22 protein-coding genes and 2 tRNA genes are annotated in these 17,212 nt (G+C 35.0%); 10 read left to right on the top strand and 14 right to left on the bottom strand.

The window, feature by feature from the left end:
- Nucleotides 1-74 precede the first annotated feature (74 nt).
- From SB689_RS08820 to SB689_RS08780, 9 genes are all read right to left on the bottom strand, one after another.
- The gene (locus tag SB689_RS08820; RefSeq protein WP_410691756.1) at nt 75-632 is read right to left on the bottom strand and encodes a hypothetical protein; all 558 of its coding nucleotides are present in this window, start codon (nt 630-632) and stop codon (nt 75-77) included.
- Between the two features lie 6 nt (nt 633-638).
- The gene (locus SB689_RS08815; RefSeq protein ID WP_410691755.1) at nt 639-1,019 is read right to left on the bottom strand and encodes a hypothetical protein; all 381 of its coding nucleotides are present in this window, start codon (nt 1,017-1,019) and stop codon (nt 639-641) included.
- A gap of 23 nt (nt 1,020-1,042) precedes the next feature.
- The gene (locus SB689_RS08810; protein ID WP_410691754.1) at nt 1,043-1,615 is read right to left on the bottom strand and encodes a hypothetical protein; all 573 of its coding nucleotides are present in this window, start codon (nt 1,613-1,615) and stop codon (nt 1,043-1,045) included.
- Between the two features lie 4 nt (nt 1,616-1,619).
- Nucleotides 1,620-1,994, bottom strand: a complete 375-nt coding sequence (locus tag SB689_RS08805) for a hypothetical protein (protein WP_410691753.1) — start codon at nt 1,992-1,994, stop codon at nt 1,620-1,622.
- A gap of 59 nt (nt 1,995-2,053) precedes the next feature.
- The gene (locus SB689_RS08800) at nt 2,054-2,605 is read right to left on the bottom strand and encodes a hypothetical protein (protein WP_410691752.1); all 552 of its coding nucleotides are present in this window, start codon (nt 2,603-2,605) and stop codon (nt 2,054-2,056) included.
- Between the two features lie 4 nt (nt 2,606-2,609).
- On the bottom strand, nt 2,610-2,984 hold the full coding sequence (locus SB689_RS08795) for a hypothetical protein (protein ID WP_410691751.1): 375 nt from the start codon (nt 2,982-2,984) through the stop codon (nt 2,610-2,612).
- A gap of 105 nt (nt 2,985-3,089) precedes the next feature.
- The gene (locus SB689_RS08790) at nt 3,090-3,641 is read right to left on the bottom strand and encodes a hypothetical protein (protein WP_410691750.1); all 552 of its coding nucleotides are present in this window, start codon (nt 3,639-3,641) and stop codon (nt 3,090-3,092) included.
- Nucleotides 3,642-3,645: 4 nt separating this feature from the next.
- Nucleotides 3,646-4,020, bottom strand: a complete 375-nt coding sequence (locus SB689_RS08785) for a hypothetical protein (protein ID WP_410691749.1) — start codon at nt 4,018-4,020, stop codon at nt 3,646-3,648.
- Between the two features lie 149 nt (nt 4,021-4,169).
- A complete protein-coding gene (locus SB689_RS08780; RefSeq protein WP_410691748.1) occupies nt 4,170-6,698 on the bottom strand; it encodes an ATP-dependent Clp protease ATP-binding subunit in 2,529 nt (842 codons plus the stop codon).
- A gap of 153 nt (nt 6,699-6,851) precedes the next feature.
- Between SB689_RS08780 and SB689_RS08775 the strand changes: the two genes are divergently transcribed.
- From SB689_RS08775 to SB689_RS08760, 4 genes are all read left to right on the top strand, one after another.
- Nucleotides 6,852-7,079 carry a uroporphyrinogen decarboxylase gene (locus SB689_RS08775; protein ID WP_123981898.1) on the top strand — a complete coding sequence of 76 codons (228 nt, stop codon included), beginning with the start codon at nt 6,852-6,854 and terminating at the stop codon, nt 7,077-7,079.
- Nucleotides 7,076-8,176, top strand: a complete 1,101-nt coding sequence (locus SB689_RS08770; protein ID WP_410691747.1) for a glycosyltransferase — start codon at nt 7,076-7,078, stop codon at nt 8,174-8,176. The genes SB689_RS08775 and SB689_RS08770 overlap by 4 nt, the downstream gene beginning before the upstream one ends.
- 111 nt (nt 8,177-8,287) lie before the next feature.
- A complete protein-coding gene (locus SB689_RS08765) occupies nt 8,288-8,707 on the top strand; it encodes a SufE family protein (protein ID WP_410691746.1) in 420 nt (139 codons plus the stop codon).
- Between the two features lie 2 nt (nt 8,708-8,709).
- Nucleotides 8,710-9,678 carry a glycosyltransferase family 9 protein gene (locus SB689_RS08760; protein ID WP_410691745.1) on the top strand — a complete coding sequence of 323 codons (969 nt, stop codon included), beginning with the start codon at nt 8,710-8,712 and terminating at the stop codon, nt 9,676-9,678.
- A 6-nt stretch (nt 9,679-9,684) separates the two neighbouring features.
- On the opposite strand, the gene SB689_RS08755 is transcribed toward SB689_RS08760, so the two are convergent.
- From SB689_RS08755 to SB689_RS08740, 4 genes are all read right to left on the bottom strand, one after another.
- Entirely contained in the window at nt 9,685-10,164 is a 480-nt protein-coding gene (locus SB689_RS08755; RefSeq protein WP_410691744.1) for a hypothetical protein, read from the bottom strand.
- A 53-nt stretch (nt 10,165-10,217) separates the two neighbouring features.
- A tRNA-Val gene (locus SB689_RS08750) sits at nt 10,218-10,292 on the bottom strand.
- Between the two features lie 30 nt (nt 10,293-10,322).
- Nucleotides 10,323-10,397 (bottom strand) — tRNA-Val (locus SB689_RS08745).
- A 42-nt stretch (nt 10,398-10,439) separates the two neighbouring features.
- On the bottom strand, nt 10,440-11,684 hold the full coding sequence (locus SB689_RS08740) for a bifunctional folylpolyglutamate synthase/dihydrofolate synthase (RefSeq protein ID WP_410691743.1): 1,245 nt from the start codon (nt 11,682-11,684) through the stop codon (nt 10,440-10,442).
- A 98-nt stretch (nt 11,685-11,782) separates the two neighbouring features.
- Here SB689_RS08740 and SB689_RS08735 point away from each other — a divergent pair, with 98 nt between their 5' ends.
- The 5 genes from SB689_RS08735 to SB689_RS08715 are packed head-to-tail and all read left to right on the top strand — an operon-like array spanning nt 11,783 to nt 15,979.
- Nucleotides 11,783-13,096 (top strand): TolC family protein, encoded by a 1,314-nt coding sequence (locus SB689_RS08735; protein ID WP_410691742.1) that lies wholly within the window; start codon nt 11,783-11,785, stop codon nt 13,094-13,096.
- A 1-nt stretch (nt 13,097) separates the two neighbouring features.
- A complete protein-coding gene (locus SB689_RS08730) occupies nt 13,098-13,688 on the top strand; it encodes a SprT-like domain-containing protein (protein WP_410691740.1) in 591 nt (196 codons plus the stop codon).
- A 2-nt stretch (nt 13,689-13,690) separates the two neighbouring features.
- Nucleotides 13,691-14,773, top strand: coding sequence for a mannose-1-phosphate guanylyltransferase (locus SB689_RS08725; protein ID WP_410691738.1), 1,083 nt, complete (start codon nt 13,691-13,693; stop codon nt 14,771-14,773).
- Nucleotides 14,774-14,805: 32 nt separating this feature from the next.
- A complete protein-coding gene (locus SB689_RS08720; RefSeq protein WP_410691736.1) occupies nt 14,806-15,477 on the top strand; it encodes a hypothetical protein in 672 nt (223 codons plus the stop codon).
- Nucleotides 15,437-15,979 (top strand): GNAT family N-acetyltransferase, encoded by a 543-nt coding sequence (locus SB689_RS08715; RefSeq protein ID WP_410691734.1) that lies wholly within the window; start codon nt 15,437-15,439, stop codon nt 15,977-15,979. Before SB689_RS08720 ends, SB689_RS08715 begins: the two co-directional genes overlap by 41 nt.
- Before the next feature lie 90 nt (nt 15,980-16,069).
- Here the strand turns inward: SB689_RS08715 and bcp are convergent, their stop codons facing one another.
- Nucleotides 16,070-16,519 carry a thioredoxin-dependent thiol peroxidase gene (gene bcp, locus SB689_RS08710; protein WP_410691733.1) on the bottom strand — a complete coding sequence of 150 codons (450 nt, stop codon included), beginning with the start codon at nt 16,517-16,519 and terminating at the stop codon, nt 16,070-16,072.
- Between the two features lie 33 nt (nt 16,520-16,552).
- On the opposite strand from bcp, the gene SB689_RS08705 reads away from it, so the two are divergent.
- The gene (locus SB689_RS08705; RefSeq protein ID WP_410691731.1) at nt 16,553-17,173 is read left to right on the top strand and encodes an endonuclease III domain-containing protein; all 621 of its coding nucleotides are present in this window, start codon (nt 16,553-16,555) and stop codon (nt 17,171-17,173) included.
- The last annotated feature ends 39 nt before the right edge of the window (nt 17,174-17,212 follow it).

The raw sequence follows: 17,212 nt of genomic DNA, 5'->3' as shown, positions 1-17,212 counted from the left end.
ATTTAAACATTGATATAAAAATAATTCCCGAAGCATCTCGCCCCGGGAATTTTATCTGTGTTGATATTAAATTACTAAAATATTACGATAAAAGTTGAACCTCCAACAGTAAATAGGTTACCGTTAACAACTGGAGTGCCATAACCTAAAAGATCGGTTACCGGGGGGTCTAATGGACCACAACCCATACGCATTGTATAATAACCGCCTATTGCTACTCCCGAAGTATCTCTAACCCCGAATTTCATGCCTGCCCATTTTGCAGCCGTCCAAAGTGATGATGGAACCGGGTTTCCGGGAAGATTATATGGATTTAAATAATCAGCGTTCACCACCCAGCTATTAATTAAAGGGGTATCGGGATAGGTAGGATTAAATGTGTCTGCAGTATTAACATCTGCAGTATAGTAAGCTTCAATAACACCTAATGGCGATGAAGACGCAGGTCCTAGTACCGATAGTGAAGTGTTCGCCTGAATATTGGGACTACAGTTTCCTGTTGTACTTGCGTAATTTGATTTCCAAATCGTATATTCAAGAATGGTATCTGTATAGTTTTGGATATAAAGATCGTCCTGCGCCGAGGCGAAAAATGAAGCAATAAATGCTGTCAATAAAAAAAGTTTTTTCATAAGATTTTAATTTTCAGATTTATAGTTTTTATTAGTTTGCTTGTTGTATTCGCCGTAAACTTGAACAGCCCATTTAAGAATTTTTTCCTTGTCTCCGCGTGTTTGTTTTTCAATTTCAGCATACGAAACTCCAGATGAAGCAATAAGGTCTTTTGCAGCCGGAAGAAGCATTTCTTTTTTATAATCGCTTAATTCAGCAGAGGTTCTTGGAGTTGCGGGAGCAGGTTCTTTCTCCATTGCTACTTTTTTAATAGCTAAATTGAATTTTTGTACCGCTTCGGGCTTTGAGATATCCGGAGTTGTATTTGTCGCCATATTCTCATTAGCGCAAGACAAAATAGTGAGCATCGGAATACTTAAAAGTAAAATTGTTTTTCTTAATTTCATGATAATTGTTTTGAATTAAATGATTAATAAATAACAACCCAAGTTGCTCCTCCTACTGTAAAAAGGACGGCATCTGTCATAGATGGAGGAATTAAGTTACCCGCTAAATTTGAAAATACAGTTGTACTTCCACAAAATTGTCCCAGAAAATAGTATCCGCCAACATTTACTCCGGATTGATCCTGTACTCCGAACTTAATACCTGTCCAAGTTGTCACGTTACTGAAAACATTGAGAACGCCTGACGGAGCGTAATATGGAGCTGCAAAATTGTTGTTAACGATCCATCTGCCTACCTGAGGGGTTGATGGATACGCTGCGTTAAATGCGAAAGTATTATTTACATTCCCATCATAACTTGCATCTATTGAAACCGAAGGATCATTAGTATATCCTAACTTTAATAAATTATTTGTGACGTCTCTCGCCTCCAAATTAGGAGTACACCCTGTTGTTGAACTCCCTAAATTAGATTTTAGCAAGTTATACTCTACATAATTAGGAGTATAGTTCTGGATATAAATTGGAGGAGGGGTTGTTTGAGCAGAAATACAATATGAAGCAATGAATGCTGTTAATAATAGTAGTTTTTTCATGATTTTAGTTTTCAGATTTGTAGTTTTTGTTAGTTTGCTTGTTGTAATCTCCATAGACTTCTACAGCCCATTTAAGGATTTTTTCTTTATCGCCTCCTGTTTGTCTTTCAATTTCAGAATAAGAAACTCCAGTTGAAGCGATGAGGTCTTTTGCGGCAGGTAAAAGCATTTCTTTTTTGTAATCACTTAATTCAGCAGACGTTCTTGGCGTTGCTGGAGCAGGTTCCTTTTCCATCGCGACTTTTTTGATTGCTAAATTGAATTTTTGCACAGCTTCTGGCTTCGAGACATCAGGCATTGTGGTGGTTGCCGATGACTCGTTGGCGCAAGATAGAATTGTAAGCATTGAAATACTTAAAAGTAAAATTGTTTTTTTCATGGTTAAATTGTTGTTAAAATTTAATTGATAGTGTTTAAACTAATTATATAAAGTGATTATTAATAGAGTACCATCCAGGTTGCTCCTCCGGCTTCAAAAAAAGTACCATTGATAACCCCGCTAAATCCGGCAACAGCTGTTGGTGATCCGCAAAAATATCCCATAGAATAATATCCTCCGATATTGTTTCCCGACTGATCCTGAACGCCTAGTTTTATACCTCCCCATTTCGACCCTGAAATAGCTGCTGCAGGAACAGGATTGGAAGGAAGAGTGTATGGACTAGAATAGTTGCTGTCTAAGGTCCAAGTATCAATTAAAGGAGTTTGAGGATAAAAAGGATTAAATGTATTTGAAGTATTAATGTCTCCGCTGTAAAATGCATCAACAGATACTGCTCCAGGCGAAGTAGAGTAGGTTAATGTTGACAATCCTGTGACAGAACTTGAAGACTGAAGGTAAGGACTAATACAGTTTCCAGATGTATTCAAAGGGTTTAATCTCCATACGACATATTGTATAACTGTATCCGTATAATTCTGAATATAGAGATCCTGTGCTGAAGCGCAGAAAGAAATAGCAAATGTTGCCAATAAAAGTAATTTTTTCATAATTCTAGTTTTCAGATTTGTAGTTTTTATTGGTTTGCTTGTTGTAATCTCCATAGACTTCTACAGCCCATTTAAGGATTTTTTCCTTGTCACCTCCTGTTTGTCTTTCGATTTCAGAATAAGAAACTCCAGACGAAGCGATGAGGTCTTTTGCAGCAGGTAAAAGCATTTCTTTTTTATAATCACTCAATTCAGCAGAGGTTCTTGGTGTTGTAGGGGCAGGTTCCTTTTCCATCGCTACTTTTTTGATGGCTAAATTGAATTTTTGCACTGCTTCCGGCTTCGAAACGTCAGGCATTGTAGTAGTTGCCGATGACTCATTGGCACAAGATAGAAATGTAAGCAGCGAAATACTTAATAGTAAAATTGTCTTTTTCATTTTTATTAGTTTGTTTTTTGGAATGTGAAGTCGTAATTAAAACAAGGGAAGCGCTCAAAAGGTTTGTTGTTGAGGGCTTTATCTGAATTTAGTTTTAAATTAATACTAATATATTACAATCCATGTTGCTCCTCCGGCTGTAAAAAGGGTGCCATTCACTGCTGGATTTGTATAAGCCGATAGATCGGAAATTATAGGCTGTCCACAAAATTTTGCCATAGTATAGTATCCACCTATTGCTGTTCCTGATAGATCTTTTACCCCAAATTTTATACCCGACCATTGAGAAGCCAAACTTGGTGCGACTAGTGAAGGATTGGGTGGAACGAGTGGATTTGCAAAATCAGCGTTCAATATCCAATGGTCGATTAACGGAGTATCTGGATAAGCAGAACTGAAAGTCATTGTAGTTGTTAGATCTTCTAGATAATATGCTTCTCTTGGCATTGTAGCTGAAATAGTTGGGCCAAGAATGCTTAAACCTGTTGTGCTGTCTCTTGATTCGAGATTTGGTTGACAGCCTCCTCCAACATTGGTTTGATTATCTTTCCAAATCGTATATTCAAGAATCGTATTGGTGTAGTTTTGGATATAAAGATCTTGTGCTGAAGCGCAGAATGAAACAGCAAATGACGCTAATAAAAGTAATTTTTTCATAGTCTTAGTTTTCAGATTTGTAGTTTTTATTAGTTTGCTTGTTGTAATCTCCATAGACCTCTACAGCCCATTTAAGGATTTTTTCCTTGTCACCTCCTGTTTGTCTTTCGATCTCAGAATAAGAAACTCCTGATGAAGCGATGAGGTCTTTTGCAGCTGGTAAGAGCATTTCTTTTTTATAATCACTCAGTTCAGCAGACGTTCTTGGAGTTGCAGGGGCTGGTTCCTTTTCCATCGCTACTTTTTTGATGGCTAAATTGAATTTTTGCACTGCTTCCGGCTTCGAAACGTCAGGCATTGTAGTAGTTGCCGATGACTCATTGGCACAAGATAGAAATGTAAGCAGCGAAAGGCCTACACATAAAGTTATTCTTTTCATATTAATGATATTGATTTTATGTTCAATAAAATTAAATATTTTTTTTAATTAATCATCAATTAGTGAAAAAAATATGTTAAAAATTAATTTAAACGAAAAAAGCATCGAGAAAATCCCGATGCTTTTATATTTAAAAATTAAATTATTTACTAAGAAGATTTTTCAACCGTCTTTTTTGTTTTCTGAGCTTTTCCGGCAAGACCATCTTTCGCTTCATTTACATCTAAAATAATAGTTTCTCCTTCATTTAATTGCTTGTTTACCAGCATTTCAGCCAATAAATCTTCAATATATTTCTGGATCGCTCTTTTTAGAGGTCTCGCACCGAAGTCTTTATCCCAACCTTTTTCAGAAATAAAGTCTTTTGCTTCTTCAGTTAAATCAACTTTATATCCTAATTTATCAAGTCTTGTGTAAAGTTTGTTCAATTCAAGATCAATGATTTTCTTGATGTCTTCTTTCTCAAGAGAGTTGAAGATTACAATATCATCAATTCTGTTCAGGAATTCAGGTGCAAATGCTTTCTTAAGGGCATTTTCAATTGTTCCTCTTGCTCTTGTGTCAGAACCTGTTTTCTTAGCAGAAGTCCCGAATCCTACACCATCACCGAAGTCTTTAATATCTCTGGTTCCGATGTTCGAAGTAAGGATGATGATTGTATTTCTAAAATCAATTTTTCTACCTAAACTGTCCGTAACATGACCTTCATCTAAGATCTGCAACAAGATGTTGAATACATCCGGGTGAGCTTTTTCAATCTCATCCAAAAGAACCACAGCATAAGGTTTTCTTCTTACAGCTTCTGTTAATTGACCGCCTTCCTCGTATCCAACGTATCCCGGAGGCGCACCAACTAATCTTGAAACCGCGAATTTTTCCATGTATTCACTCATATCGATTCTGATCAAAGATTCATCAGATTCGAAAAGTTCTCTTGCCATTACTTTAGCAAGCTCAGTTTTACCAACTCCCGTTGTTCCAAGGAAGATAAATGTTCCGATCGGACGGTTTGGATCTTTAAGACCTGCTCTGTTTCTTTGAATAGCTTTAACAACTTTCTTCACAGCATCTTCTTGACCGATAACTTTTCCGTTCAGTTTTTCGTCCATTTGAGCTAGTTTATCAAGCTCATTTTTACCGACTTTCGTTACAGGAACACCGCTCATCATAGAAACTACTTCCGCAACATTTTCATCGGTTACGGTTTCTTTCTTCTCTTTTACATCTTTATCCCATTTATCCTGAGCAGAATTTAATTCCATTTGAATACGTTCTTCTTCATCTTTAAGCTTTCTTGCCTCAAGATAATCCTGAGCTTTTACAGCTTTCTGTTTCAGTTCTTTAATGTCTTCAATTTTCTGTTCAAAATCAATGATTTCAGTCGGAACTTTCATGTTTTTAATATAAACACGAGATCCAGCTTCGTCCATTGCATCAATAGCTTTATCCGGTAAGAAACGGTCTGTAATATATCTTGCTGTTAAATTAACACAAGCCAGAATTGCTTCCGGAGTATATACTACATTATGATGTTCTTCGTATTTGTCTTTGATTTGATTCAAGATCTGAATGGTTTCCTCAATATTAGTAGGCTCTACCATTACTTTCTGGAATCTTCTCTCTAAAGCACCATCTTTTTCAATATACTGACGATACTCATCAAGAGTTGTGGCACCAATACATTGGATCTCACCTCTTGCTAAAGCTGGTTTGAACATATTGGAAGCATCTAAACTTCCCGTAGAACTACCTGCACCAACAATTGTGTGAAGCTCGTCGATGAATAAGATTACATCACGGTTTTTTTCTAATTCCGTCATGATGGCCTTCATTCTCTCTTCAAACTGTCCACGGTATTTTGTACCTGCTACCAAACTTGCAAGATCCAAAGTGATTACTCTTTTACCATAAAGAACTCTAGAAACTTTCTTCTGTTGAATTCTTAAAGCTAAACCTTCAGCGATGGCAGATTTACCAACTCCAGGCTCACCGATAAGCAACGGATTGTTCTTCTTTCTTCTTGATAGAATCTGAGAAACTCTTTCGATTTCTTTCTCACGACCAATCACTGGGTCTAATTTCCCGTCTCTTGCCAAAGAAGTAAGGTCTCTACCAAAGTTATCCAAAGTTGGAGTTTTACTTTTTGCAGACCCTAAATTTCCTGTAGGCTTTCTCATTTGCTCAAAATCCTCTCTCTCTTCGTCGTCATCGTAAGCACTCATTTGTGGCGCCTGGCCAGAATTTTTTAGCATAGTTTGATATTCTTTTGATACTCCTTCATAGTCGATGTCGTAAGCACCTAATATACTTGAGGTAGGGTCTTCATATTTATATAGAATGCCTAAAAGCAAATGAACGGTATTAATTTCATTACTTTTATACTGTCTGCATTCTAACTCAGCACGTTTGATGGAATGATCTGCCATCTTGGTGAAAGAAATATTGGTAACCTCCTCAGAAATAGGATTTAGACTTGCTGTATTTAGAGTTTCAATTTTTCTTCTGATTTGTGTTAAATCCGCATTAAGGTTTTGAAGGATTTCTTTTGCAGAGTTTTCTGTTTTTATAATACCTAAAAGTAGATGTTCTGTATTAAGAAATTCACTTTTCAGCCGTTTAGCTTCGCTTTTGCTTTGTTTGAACACTTGGCTCAAACCTTGTGAAAACTTATAATCCATAATATATCTCATTAGAATAATAGCAACGTTGCTAATTATTCATTATCTAAATTACAAATATTTTACCAAAAATAAATTAATGACTTTATGGCAGAAAAAAACTTTATTATCTTATTGAAAATGACTAAGTTTGTTATCCTTTAAATTTTTCTCATGAATCCCGAAATTTCTACCTATATCGGATATTCTGCTTCACTTTTTGTAGTGTTGAGCTTTATATTGAAAGATGTAAGAAAAATCAGAATTGTTAATATGATTGGCTGTATTTGTTTTGTCATTTACGGTATCTTTAGCGGAATGCTTTGGCCGGTAATCATACCTAACGGACTGATTTGCTTTATACAAATTTACCATTTGTTGGCAGGAAAAAAAAGTAAATGAGGAAAAAAATAATCACATCTGCTTTTAGTAATTTATATACAGATCAACGTATAGAAAAGGTTTGCAGGACTTTGCACGAAAATGGCTATGAGATTGACTTAATAGGTAATGATTGGGGTGGTGCAGAAAAAATGCAGCGACCTTATTCTTTTTCCAGAATACAATTAATTTCTAAAAGTTTAAAAACAGGCTACTTTGAGTTTAACTGGAAACTATATCATGAATTAAAGAAAAAGGCAGATCAAAATACGATTCTTCATGCTAATGATTTGGATGCCTTACTACCGAATTATCTTATTGCTAAAAAATTAAATATTCCTTTGGTTTTTGACAGTCATGAAATTTTTTCCGAAATGCCGGCAATTCAAGGCAAAATGTCACAAAAATTATGGGGATATCTTGAAAGAAGCATCGTTCCGAAAGTGAAATTTATGATAACTGCGAGCGGAAGTTATGGAAAATGGTTCCAAAAAAAATATGGAGTTGATCCGATTATCGTTCAAAATGCACCACGAAAAATCAATTTTAACCTTGAAATTCCTGAAAATAATCCAAAAGTAATCTTATATCAAGGCGCAATAAATCCGTTTCGCGGAGTAGATAAAGTTATTTTAGCAATGCATCATCTTGATAATGTAATTTTAAAAATTGCAGGAGGTGGGCCTCGGAAAAAAGAATATGAAGATTTAGTCATTAAAGAAAATCTTCAACATAAAGTTCAGTTTTTAGGAAAATTAAAACCGGAAGATTTAAGAGAAATCACGGTAAAGGTTGATTGCGGAATGAGCATCGAAGAGAATGGGGGAGAGAGCTATTTTTATTCTTTACCGAATAAGGTTCTTGATTGCATTCAGGCACGAGTTCCTTTAATTTTATCTAATCTTCCGGAAATGCAGAATATTAAAAGTCAATTTAATATTGGAGAAATCATTAAAAATCATCAGCCTGAAAATATTGCTGAATCCATCAAATTAATTTTAAATAAAGGAAGAAAAAATTACCAACCCGAACTCGAAAAAGCAGCAAATACTCTTTGCTGGGAAAATGAAGAGATAAAATTGTTACAGGTTTTCGAAAAGGCATCAACTGCGCTATAAGCTTTAAACAATAGGCAACAAGCCAAATTTCATACCCCAATCACTCTGCCTATAGCTTACTGCTTCAAGCCTAAAGCATAATTTAGTATCTTTGCAAAAAGAAAGTATAGAATGACCATTAAAGAAAAACAGAAGGAACTTATCGACGAATTTGCGTTTCTTGAAGACTGGGAGCAAAAATATGAGTACATCATTGATCTTGGGAAAGAATTAAAAGGACTTCCAGATGACAAGAAAGGTGATGAAAACCTTATTAAAGGTTGCCAGAGCAAAGTTTGGATTGATGCTGAGTTCAAAGATGGAAAACTGTTTTTTGATGCAGATTCTGACGGTATTTTGCCAAAGGGAATCGTTTCTTTATTGGTGAGTATCTACAGTGGACATTCTACACAGGAAATTTTAGATTCTGACTTTGAGTTTATCTCCGAGATCGGATTACAGGAGTTTCTTTCTCCTTCCAGAGCCAATGGACTAATGGCGATGACAAAACAAATTAAATTTTATGCAGTTGCCTATCAACTAAAGTCGTAGCTGTGACCAGAATTTTAGCATATCGTTTTTCCGCTTTTGGTGATGTCGCTATGACTGCACCGGTTTTTCGTGAGTTCTTGGAACAGAATCCCGATATTGAAATCATCATGGTTTCAAGAAAGAATTTTGAGAGCTTATTCTCTGATATTCCGAATGTTATATTCAAAGGAATCAACTTAGATGATTATAAAGGTATTTTCGGATTACAAAGATTGGCGAATGAATTGATTAAAGAATTTCATCCCGATATGGTCGCCAATTTACATGATGTGATCAGAACGAAAATCTTAGATAAAATTTATCGCCGAAAAGGACTTAAAGTATTCAAAATCAACAAGGGGAAAGAAGAAAAAGAACAGCTAACCGATATTTGGAATTTAAATAAAGTTCAATTAAAAAAAACGGTTGAGCGTTATGCAGATGTTTTCCGTGAAATGGGTTTTAAAGTTGAGCTTTCTCATCAGTTAAGACCAACTTCAATTAATAAATCCGGAATTGGTTTTGCGCCATTTGCCCAACATAAAGGGAAAATGCTTCCTTTGGAGAAATCTTACGAATTGGTAAAGATTTTAGCTCAAAAACATAAGATCTACTTCTTCGGAGGCGGAAAAGAAGAGACTGAAACATTAGAAAAATGGGAAAGTCAGATTCCGAATACAAAAAGTTTATCCGGCAAATTAAGCCTTACGGAAGAACTCAATAAAATTTCAGAATTAGAGTTAATGATCTCCATGGATTCTGCCAATATGCACTTGGCAAGTTTAATGGGGACGCGATGTGTTTCTATTTGGGGCTCTACGCATCCATATGCAGGCTTTTTAGGCTTTGGGCAGAGTGAAGATGATGTTGTACAGGTAAATGATCTTACGTGCAGGCCTTGCTCTGTTTTTGGAGATAAGGAATGCTATAGGGGAGACTGGGCTTGTCTGGAAGAGCTTAATATTCAGAAAATAGTTGATAAAATCTATTAGAGGATTTTATTTGAATTTTTTCTGCTTTTCTTTTCCAACGTACACTTCTTTTGTTTTTTCATCAACCAATTTTATATATTCTCCTGATCTGTCTATTTTTAAGATCAATTCGCTATTATTTTTAATATCGGTAAGTATAAGAAATTGCTTTTTTATTTTAAAAGTAAAAGTAGTTTTTGTTAAAATGCTTTCAAAATGGGAGTCTTTTATTGAGTGATTCATCAATTGAACCTTTGTGGAAGAGGAGTTTGTTTGCGAAAAGACCTTTTTATCACCGATAAATATTAAAACTTTTGAATAGGGTTGGTTAGCGTTCAAAACATCAATGTTCCGAGTGTCTAGACTATATTCAAATCTTGTAAAATTATCAAAGTTAGGATCAGCATTCTTTGATGCTTTTATAATTACAGGACTCTCCTTAATTTCCTGAGAATAAATTTTTGAAATCGAGAGAAGAAAAACAAAGGATATGAATATTTGTTTCATTGTAATAATATTTATATAACAAAAAAAATCTCCCTTAAAAAAGAGAGATTTTGTGGGCCCTGAGGGATTCGAACCCCCGACCCTCTGGGTGTAAACCAGATGCTCTGAACCAACTGAGCTAAGAGCCCTAAATTTTTTAAAGGTATTAGGAACCTTTGTGGGCGATGAGGGATTCGAACCCCCGACCCTCTGGGTGTAAACCAGATGCTCTGAACCAACTGAGCTAATCGCCCTCTGTAACGTTATTTCCGTTTAGAGTGGTGCAAATATACGACTTATTCGGAAAACTCCAAATTTTTTTCTAAAAATTCTCCAACAACAAAGTTACTTCCGCCAATAAAAATCATTTCTTCATTTGTACATTGTTGTTTTGCAGATAAATACGCCTCCTGCACAGAATCGAAAATTTTATAAAAAATTTTTGCATTTATCAACAGATCTTCATAATCTTTCGGATGTCTGCCCCTGTGGATAGACGGTTTTGCAAAATAAAACTCAGAATTTTCTGGTAATAAACTCATCACTTCATCGATCTTTTTATCAACTACAAAACCTAAAATGACGTGTTTATGCTTGTCAATCGAGTTTAATTGAGTAAAAACCTGTTCCAATCCTGCCTGATTATGTCCTGTATCACAAATTGTCAATGGTTTTTGAGAGAATTCAAACCAACGACCGATAAATCCGGTGTTTTTATGAACGTTTAAAAGTCCGTTTTCAATATTTTGATCTAAAATATTTACGTTGAGTTTTCTTAATTCTTCAATTAATGCCAAAACAACCTTTATATTTTTTGCCTGATAATTTCCTTTTAAATCTGACTTTAAGTCGGTTTTTAGTAGGGTAGCATCACTAAAAGGAGCGTTTTCTTGAATTGATTTTTCTTTAATAATGTTTTTTACGACTTCATTTTCGTCACCAAAGATTATTGGAGTATTATTTTTAATGATTCCGGCCTTTTCAAATGCAATTTGTTCAATCGTGTCTCCCAAAATATTTTGATGGTCTAATTGAACGTTTGTGATTGCAGAAGCCAAAGGCTTAATAATATTGGTAGAATCTAATCTTCCCCCCAAACCAACTTCAATAATGGCAAAATCTACCTTTTGCTGATAAAAATATTCAAAAGCCATAATGGTAGTGAACTCAAAAAATGAAGGAAGAATATCTTCAGGAAGACCTTTCAGCTTTTGAATGAAATTAAATACAAATTCCTTATCACAATTTCTTCCATTTACTTTTATACGTTCCGTAAAATCAATAAGATGAGGTGAGTTGTATAAGCCAACTTTATAACCCGAATCCTGAAGAACAGATGCCAACATATTACTGGAAGAACCTTTTCCGTTAGTTCCGCCGATATGGATGCATTTTATTTTTTCCTGAGGGTTGTCAAAAAATGCACAAAGTTTAGTGATATTATCTAAACCCGGTTTGTAAGCTTTTTCTCCATCGATTTGATAGTTAGGTGCTTGTACGAAAAGCCAGTCAACGGCTTCTTGATATTGTTCAGTTGTCATGATGCAAAATTCTCAAAAGTTTGATAAAAATAAAACATTAATTTTTTTTATCTGTAACTTTTTTAAATTTGGTTCGTCTAATATCATAAAATCAGAATATGAAAAAAGTTTGGATTATTGTTTTGGGATTAACAAGCATGGGCTTAAGCGCTCAGAAAAGATGGTCCTTAAGAGAATGCGTAGACTATGCCGTAGAGCATAATCTTCAGGTGATCCAAAATGAATATTCAAAACAAATTCAGGATTCTAATTTAAAAATAGCTAAAAATAACTATTTACCGTCTGTTTCTGCAAGTGTCGGAAATACGGTGAGTTTTGGTCAGGCTTCGTTGGGAACGGGAAGTATCAGGAACGACAGATTTAGTAATAATGCTAATCTTGGTGCTGATATCTTAGTTTACAACAACGGAAGATTAGAGAAAACTATTCGTAAGACGGAATTTGATGTTGAAGCAAGTCAATATGACATCGAAACCATCAAAAATGATATCTCTCTGCAAATCGCTCAGCAGTATTTAACGACTTTATTGAACAAAGAAATCGTGAAAATCTCTCAGGCAGCGGTAGAAAATGCTCAAAAACAAGCCGACAGGGCGAAAATTACAACTCAGGTTGGAACTACAGCTCAAACGATTTTGGCGGAAGCTGATGCTGGATTGGCAAGAGAAAAACAAAACCTTAAAACTGCTGAAATTAATGTAGGAAGAAGTTTATTTGCGCTGGCGCAGCTTTTACAATTAAATGAATATAAGGATTTTGATGTGGAAGATGTAAGTGTTTCAGATCAATTGTCTCCGCAATTAAAATCTGTGGATGAGGTTTTGACGACAGCTTATGAAAATCAGCCTCAGGTGAAAGCTGCTGAAAGTAGAATTAAATCTGCCGAAGCTCAGACAGAAGTAACTAAAACAGCATTTTGGCCAACAATAACGGCAAGTGCAGGAATTGGAAGTTTTTATAATAACCTGTTGAATGCACAGGATGAAAGGGTTTTCTTTCCTCAGTATAAAGACAATTTTGGGCAAAACGCAGGAGTTTCTATCAATATTCCGATTTTTAATAAAGGAATTACTAAACTTCAGGTTGAGCAATCCAAGATTAATGAAAATATTGCCAAAGCAACTTTAGAACAGCAAAAACAAACCGTAAGACAGAATGTTCAGAAGGCACAATTTGATGTTGATGCTAATTATGAAATATTTTTATCTGCTGTAGAAGCCGAGAAGAGTACAAAATTAGCTTTAGATTTTGCAGATAAAAGTTATGTTGCAGGGAGAACGACGATTTACGACGTGAATGTTGCCAGAAATAATTATGCAAACGCACAAGGTTCTGTGGCTCAGGCTAAATTTAACTATCTTTTCAGTCTTAAATTATTGAATTTCTATGCAGGAATTCCACTAAGTTTGTAAAATGTCTATTCAATCATTAGAAAAATATTTACCACCAAATACGCTTCAATATTTAAAACATTGGTTTTTAGATTATTATATTCATATTAAAATTACACGAAACAGGAATTCTAAACTGGGAGATTACAGAAAGCTTCCGGACAATTCTCATGAAATTACAATAAATTCTACGCTTCCTCCACAACTTTTTTTCTTTGTTCTGACCCATGAATTGGCTCATTTAATAGCATTTGAAAAGTACGGAAGAAGAATTTCACCACACGGAAATGAATGGAAAGAAACATTCCGATTAATGCTTCTTGAAAGTATCGAGGTTTATGAGGAAGAATTAAGACCAATTGTTACCAAATTTTCGAAGTCTCCAAAGGCAAATTTCATGGCTAGCCCCGATTTGGTTAAATATTTTCACATTGAAAAACAAGATGATACCCTACAATTTATTGAAGAGCTTCAAAAAGGAGACTATTTCATCTATCGAAATGAAAAGTATTTTTTAGAAGGTCTGATTAAAAAAAACTATCTTTGTAAGAACCTGGCTACTGGGAGGAAGTATTCTTTCAAGCCTTTGGCTAGGGTAGAAAAATGTAGTTAAACATGTCAAATTCAGATAAATACTGTGTGATAATGGCTGGAGGAATCGGTAGCAGATTCTGGCCGCTGAGCACTCAGAAATTTCCAAAACAATTTCAGGATATTTTAGGAACCGGGCGTACGATGATTCAGCAGACGTATGACAGGATCAAAAAAATCATCCCTAATGAGAATATATTTGTCATTACGAATAAAGAGTATGTAGCTCTTTCTCATCAGCAGTTGCCGGAGGTTCCGGAAGAAAATATCGTAGGCGAACCTTTGATAAAAAATACGGCTGCGTGTAATCTTTACATGGCTAACAAAATTTCTGAGATCAATCCGAATGCTACAATGATCGTTTTGCCGGCAGATCACTTGATTCTGAAAGAAGATATTTTCCTGGAAAAAGTAGAGGTTGCTTTTGACCTTGCTTCTAAGCATGATTATCTTGTGACGTTGGGAATTACACCTACAAGACCTGATACAGGTTATGGTTATATACAATTTGTAGATAAAAAAGAATCAGAATATTTTAAAGTAAAAACTTTTACAGAAAAACCGATTCTGGAGCTTGCACAAAGCTTTATGGAAAGTGGAGACTTCCTTTGGAATGCAGGAATTTTCATCTGGAATGTTAAAACGATTCATCATGCTTTTGAAATGTATCTTCCAGAGATGACGCAACATTTTATGGCTTGTGAATACAATGCAGACAGTGAAAAAAGCTGTATTGAAATTATTTATCCGAAAGTTCAGAAGATCTCTATTGATAACGGAATTTTAGAAAAAGCTAAAAACGTTTATGTAATTCCGTCTGACCTTGGTTGGAGCGACTTAGGAACATGGACATCCGTTTATGAAAACGCTGAAAAGGACGAAAATGAAAATGCAGTCAAGCAAAAACATATTCTGACTTACAATACAGAAGGAAACATCATTCATGTAAAAAATAGCAATAAAGCGATTGTTATTGACGGATTGAAAGATTTTATCGTTGTAGATACAGAGAAAGTCTTACTGATTTGCCCAAGAGATCACGATCAATTAATAAAAGATTACGTTCTTGATCTGAAAAATTTAAAAAAAGGAGAAAAATTCATTTAAAAAATGGCATAATTTCTGCCACGTTTTGAATTATGATAAAAAATACATCCAAACTTATTTTATTGATTTTCTTTCTTTTAGGAGCGCTTGCGTATGCTCAGGAAAAGAAAAAGTTTAGCAGTATTCCTAATATTTTGAAAGGAATTATACCAAACGGTAAAATAGATTCTTGGGTGTTGGTTTATAACACTTATGCAAAAGATCAGGAGATCAGTATTTCCGGATCTAAGCAGGATTATACACCTCAATTTTCAGGATTTGATCTGTTTCCGGATGAAGACAGCTTTTATTACATCGCCTATTCTTCCGGTGGAAAAATGAACTATGTCACAGATCTTAATGGTTTAAAAACATTTATAGGAAGAATTGATAATATTCAGGAAGCTGCCATTGCGGCAACGATTGAAGGATATCTTGTAGATGAGGAATTCAAAGATGTTGCAGCGAATTATTATGAAGATGCTTCTAACTACTATTTAGACCTAGGAAAGCTTACTTCACAAGAGTGTCCTTACCAGAAAAAGCATTATACATTAACGATCAGCAAGTCTACAGGAGCCATTACCAATGTAAAAGACAATGGAGCTTATATTGAACTTTACAATAAAAAATGTGCGAATAATCCAAGGCTTATGAAAATCGAAAAAAAGGAAGAACCAAAAGATGAGCCTAAAAAACCAGCCAAATCAACCAAGCGAAAATAACGTCTACGAAACAGAAAGACTCATTCTTCGTCCAATGTCATTGGAGGATGGGGAGTTCATTTTCGAACTGTACAATAGACCAAAATTCATACAATATATCGGAGATCGTCATCTTAAAACCATTTCTGATGCCGAAAATTACATCAAAAATAGATTTCTTCCGCAAATTGAAAGGTTAGGTTTCGGAAATTATTTGGTTGTTACTAAAGATAAAAATGAGAAAATCGGTGGAGTAGGAATCTTCGAAAGAGAAGGTTTAGACATCGTAGATATCGGATTTTCTCTTTTGGAAGAATTTGAAGGCAAAGGTTATGCTTATGAAGCCGCTCAAAAAGTAAAATCTATCGGAATGGATGATTTTGGTTTAAAAAAGATCTCTGCAATTACTTCAAAAGATAATTTTTCCTCCCAGAAGTTAATCGAAAAATTAGGATTAAAATTTAAAAATCATGTAACTCTTCCCAACGAGGACGAAGAACTAATGTATTACGAAACAGAATAAAAAAACACGAGTGCCTCTAATATTTTTCACGAATGGCACAAATTATTAGTGATATTCGTGAAAAATATTAGAGGCACTCGTGTTTAAAATTTATCCTTCCAAAATCTGTTCAGCAGCCGTTTTCGAAGTCACTTTTTCAATTACTCTTTCACAAACGCCTTTTTCATCAAAAATAAAAGTAGTTCTTACAATTCCCATATAGGTTTTTCCGAACGTTTTCTTTTCCTGCCAAACACCGAATTTTTCAATAATTTCACGGTTTTCATCAGCGATCAAATCATAAGGAAAAGCAAATTTGCTGTGGAAATTTTTCTGTTTTTTTACAGAATCACCACTTATTCCCAATAACTGAAATCCTGCTTTTTCCAATTGAGAATAATTATCACTCAAATTACAGGCTTCCACCGTACAGGTTGGAGTGTTGGCTTGAGGATAAAAGAAAATAACTAACTTTTTCCCAATTAATTTTGATGAACTTACCGTTTCTCCCTCTTGATTTATTCCTTCAAATTCAGGTAATTTGTCTCCAACTTTCAACATAATGATTTAATTTTGTTCAAATTTAATGGTTAAATGACAAAAAAGCAAAGAGCCGAGCTTGTTCAACTCGAATTAGAGAAATTATATCCGGAAGTTCCTATTCCGTTGGAGCATACCGATGCTTATACCTTGATGGTTGCGGTGGCGCTTTCTGCGCAGACGACCGATAAAAAAGTGAATCAGGTGACGCCTCAATTATTTGCTGTTGCAGATACGCCTGAGAAAATGGCAAAATTAGAAGTTTCTGAAATTAAAGAACTCATCAAAGAAATCGGACTGTCTAATACTAAAGCTAAGAATCTGAAAAAAATGGCAGAAGTATTAGTGGAAAAACATAACGGTATTGTTCCGCAAACCTATGGAGAATTGGAAGAATTGGCCGGAGTTGGCCACAAAACAGCTTCTGTGGTGATGAGCCAGGGCTTCGGATTTCCTGCTTTTCCTGTCGATACACACATTCACAGACTAATGACGCAATGGAAGCTTACTTCAGGAAAAAACGTCGTAGAAACAGAGCGAGACGCAAAAAATATTTGGAAAGAAGAAGTTTGGAATAAACTTCACCTTCAAATTATTTTCTACGGAAGAGAATATTCTCCGGCAAGAGGAAAAGGAGATAAAGATTTTATTACGAAAATGATGTTTGAAAAATAAAAAAACAACCCCGAAAAGGTTGTTTTTGCTATTGAAAAT

Origin of the sequence: Chryseobacterium sp. SIMBA_038, assembly GCF_046535115.1 — a bacterium.
Taxonomy (GTDB): Bacteria; Bacteroidota; Bacteroidia; order Flavobacteriales; family Weeksellaceae; genus Chryseobacterium.
The sequence above is the reverse complement of the archived record's forward strand: the minus strand, read 5'-3'. Positions and strand labels throughout refer to the sequence as shown.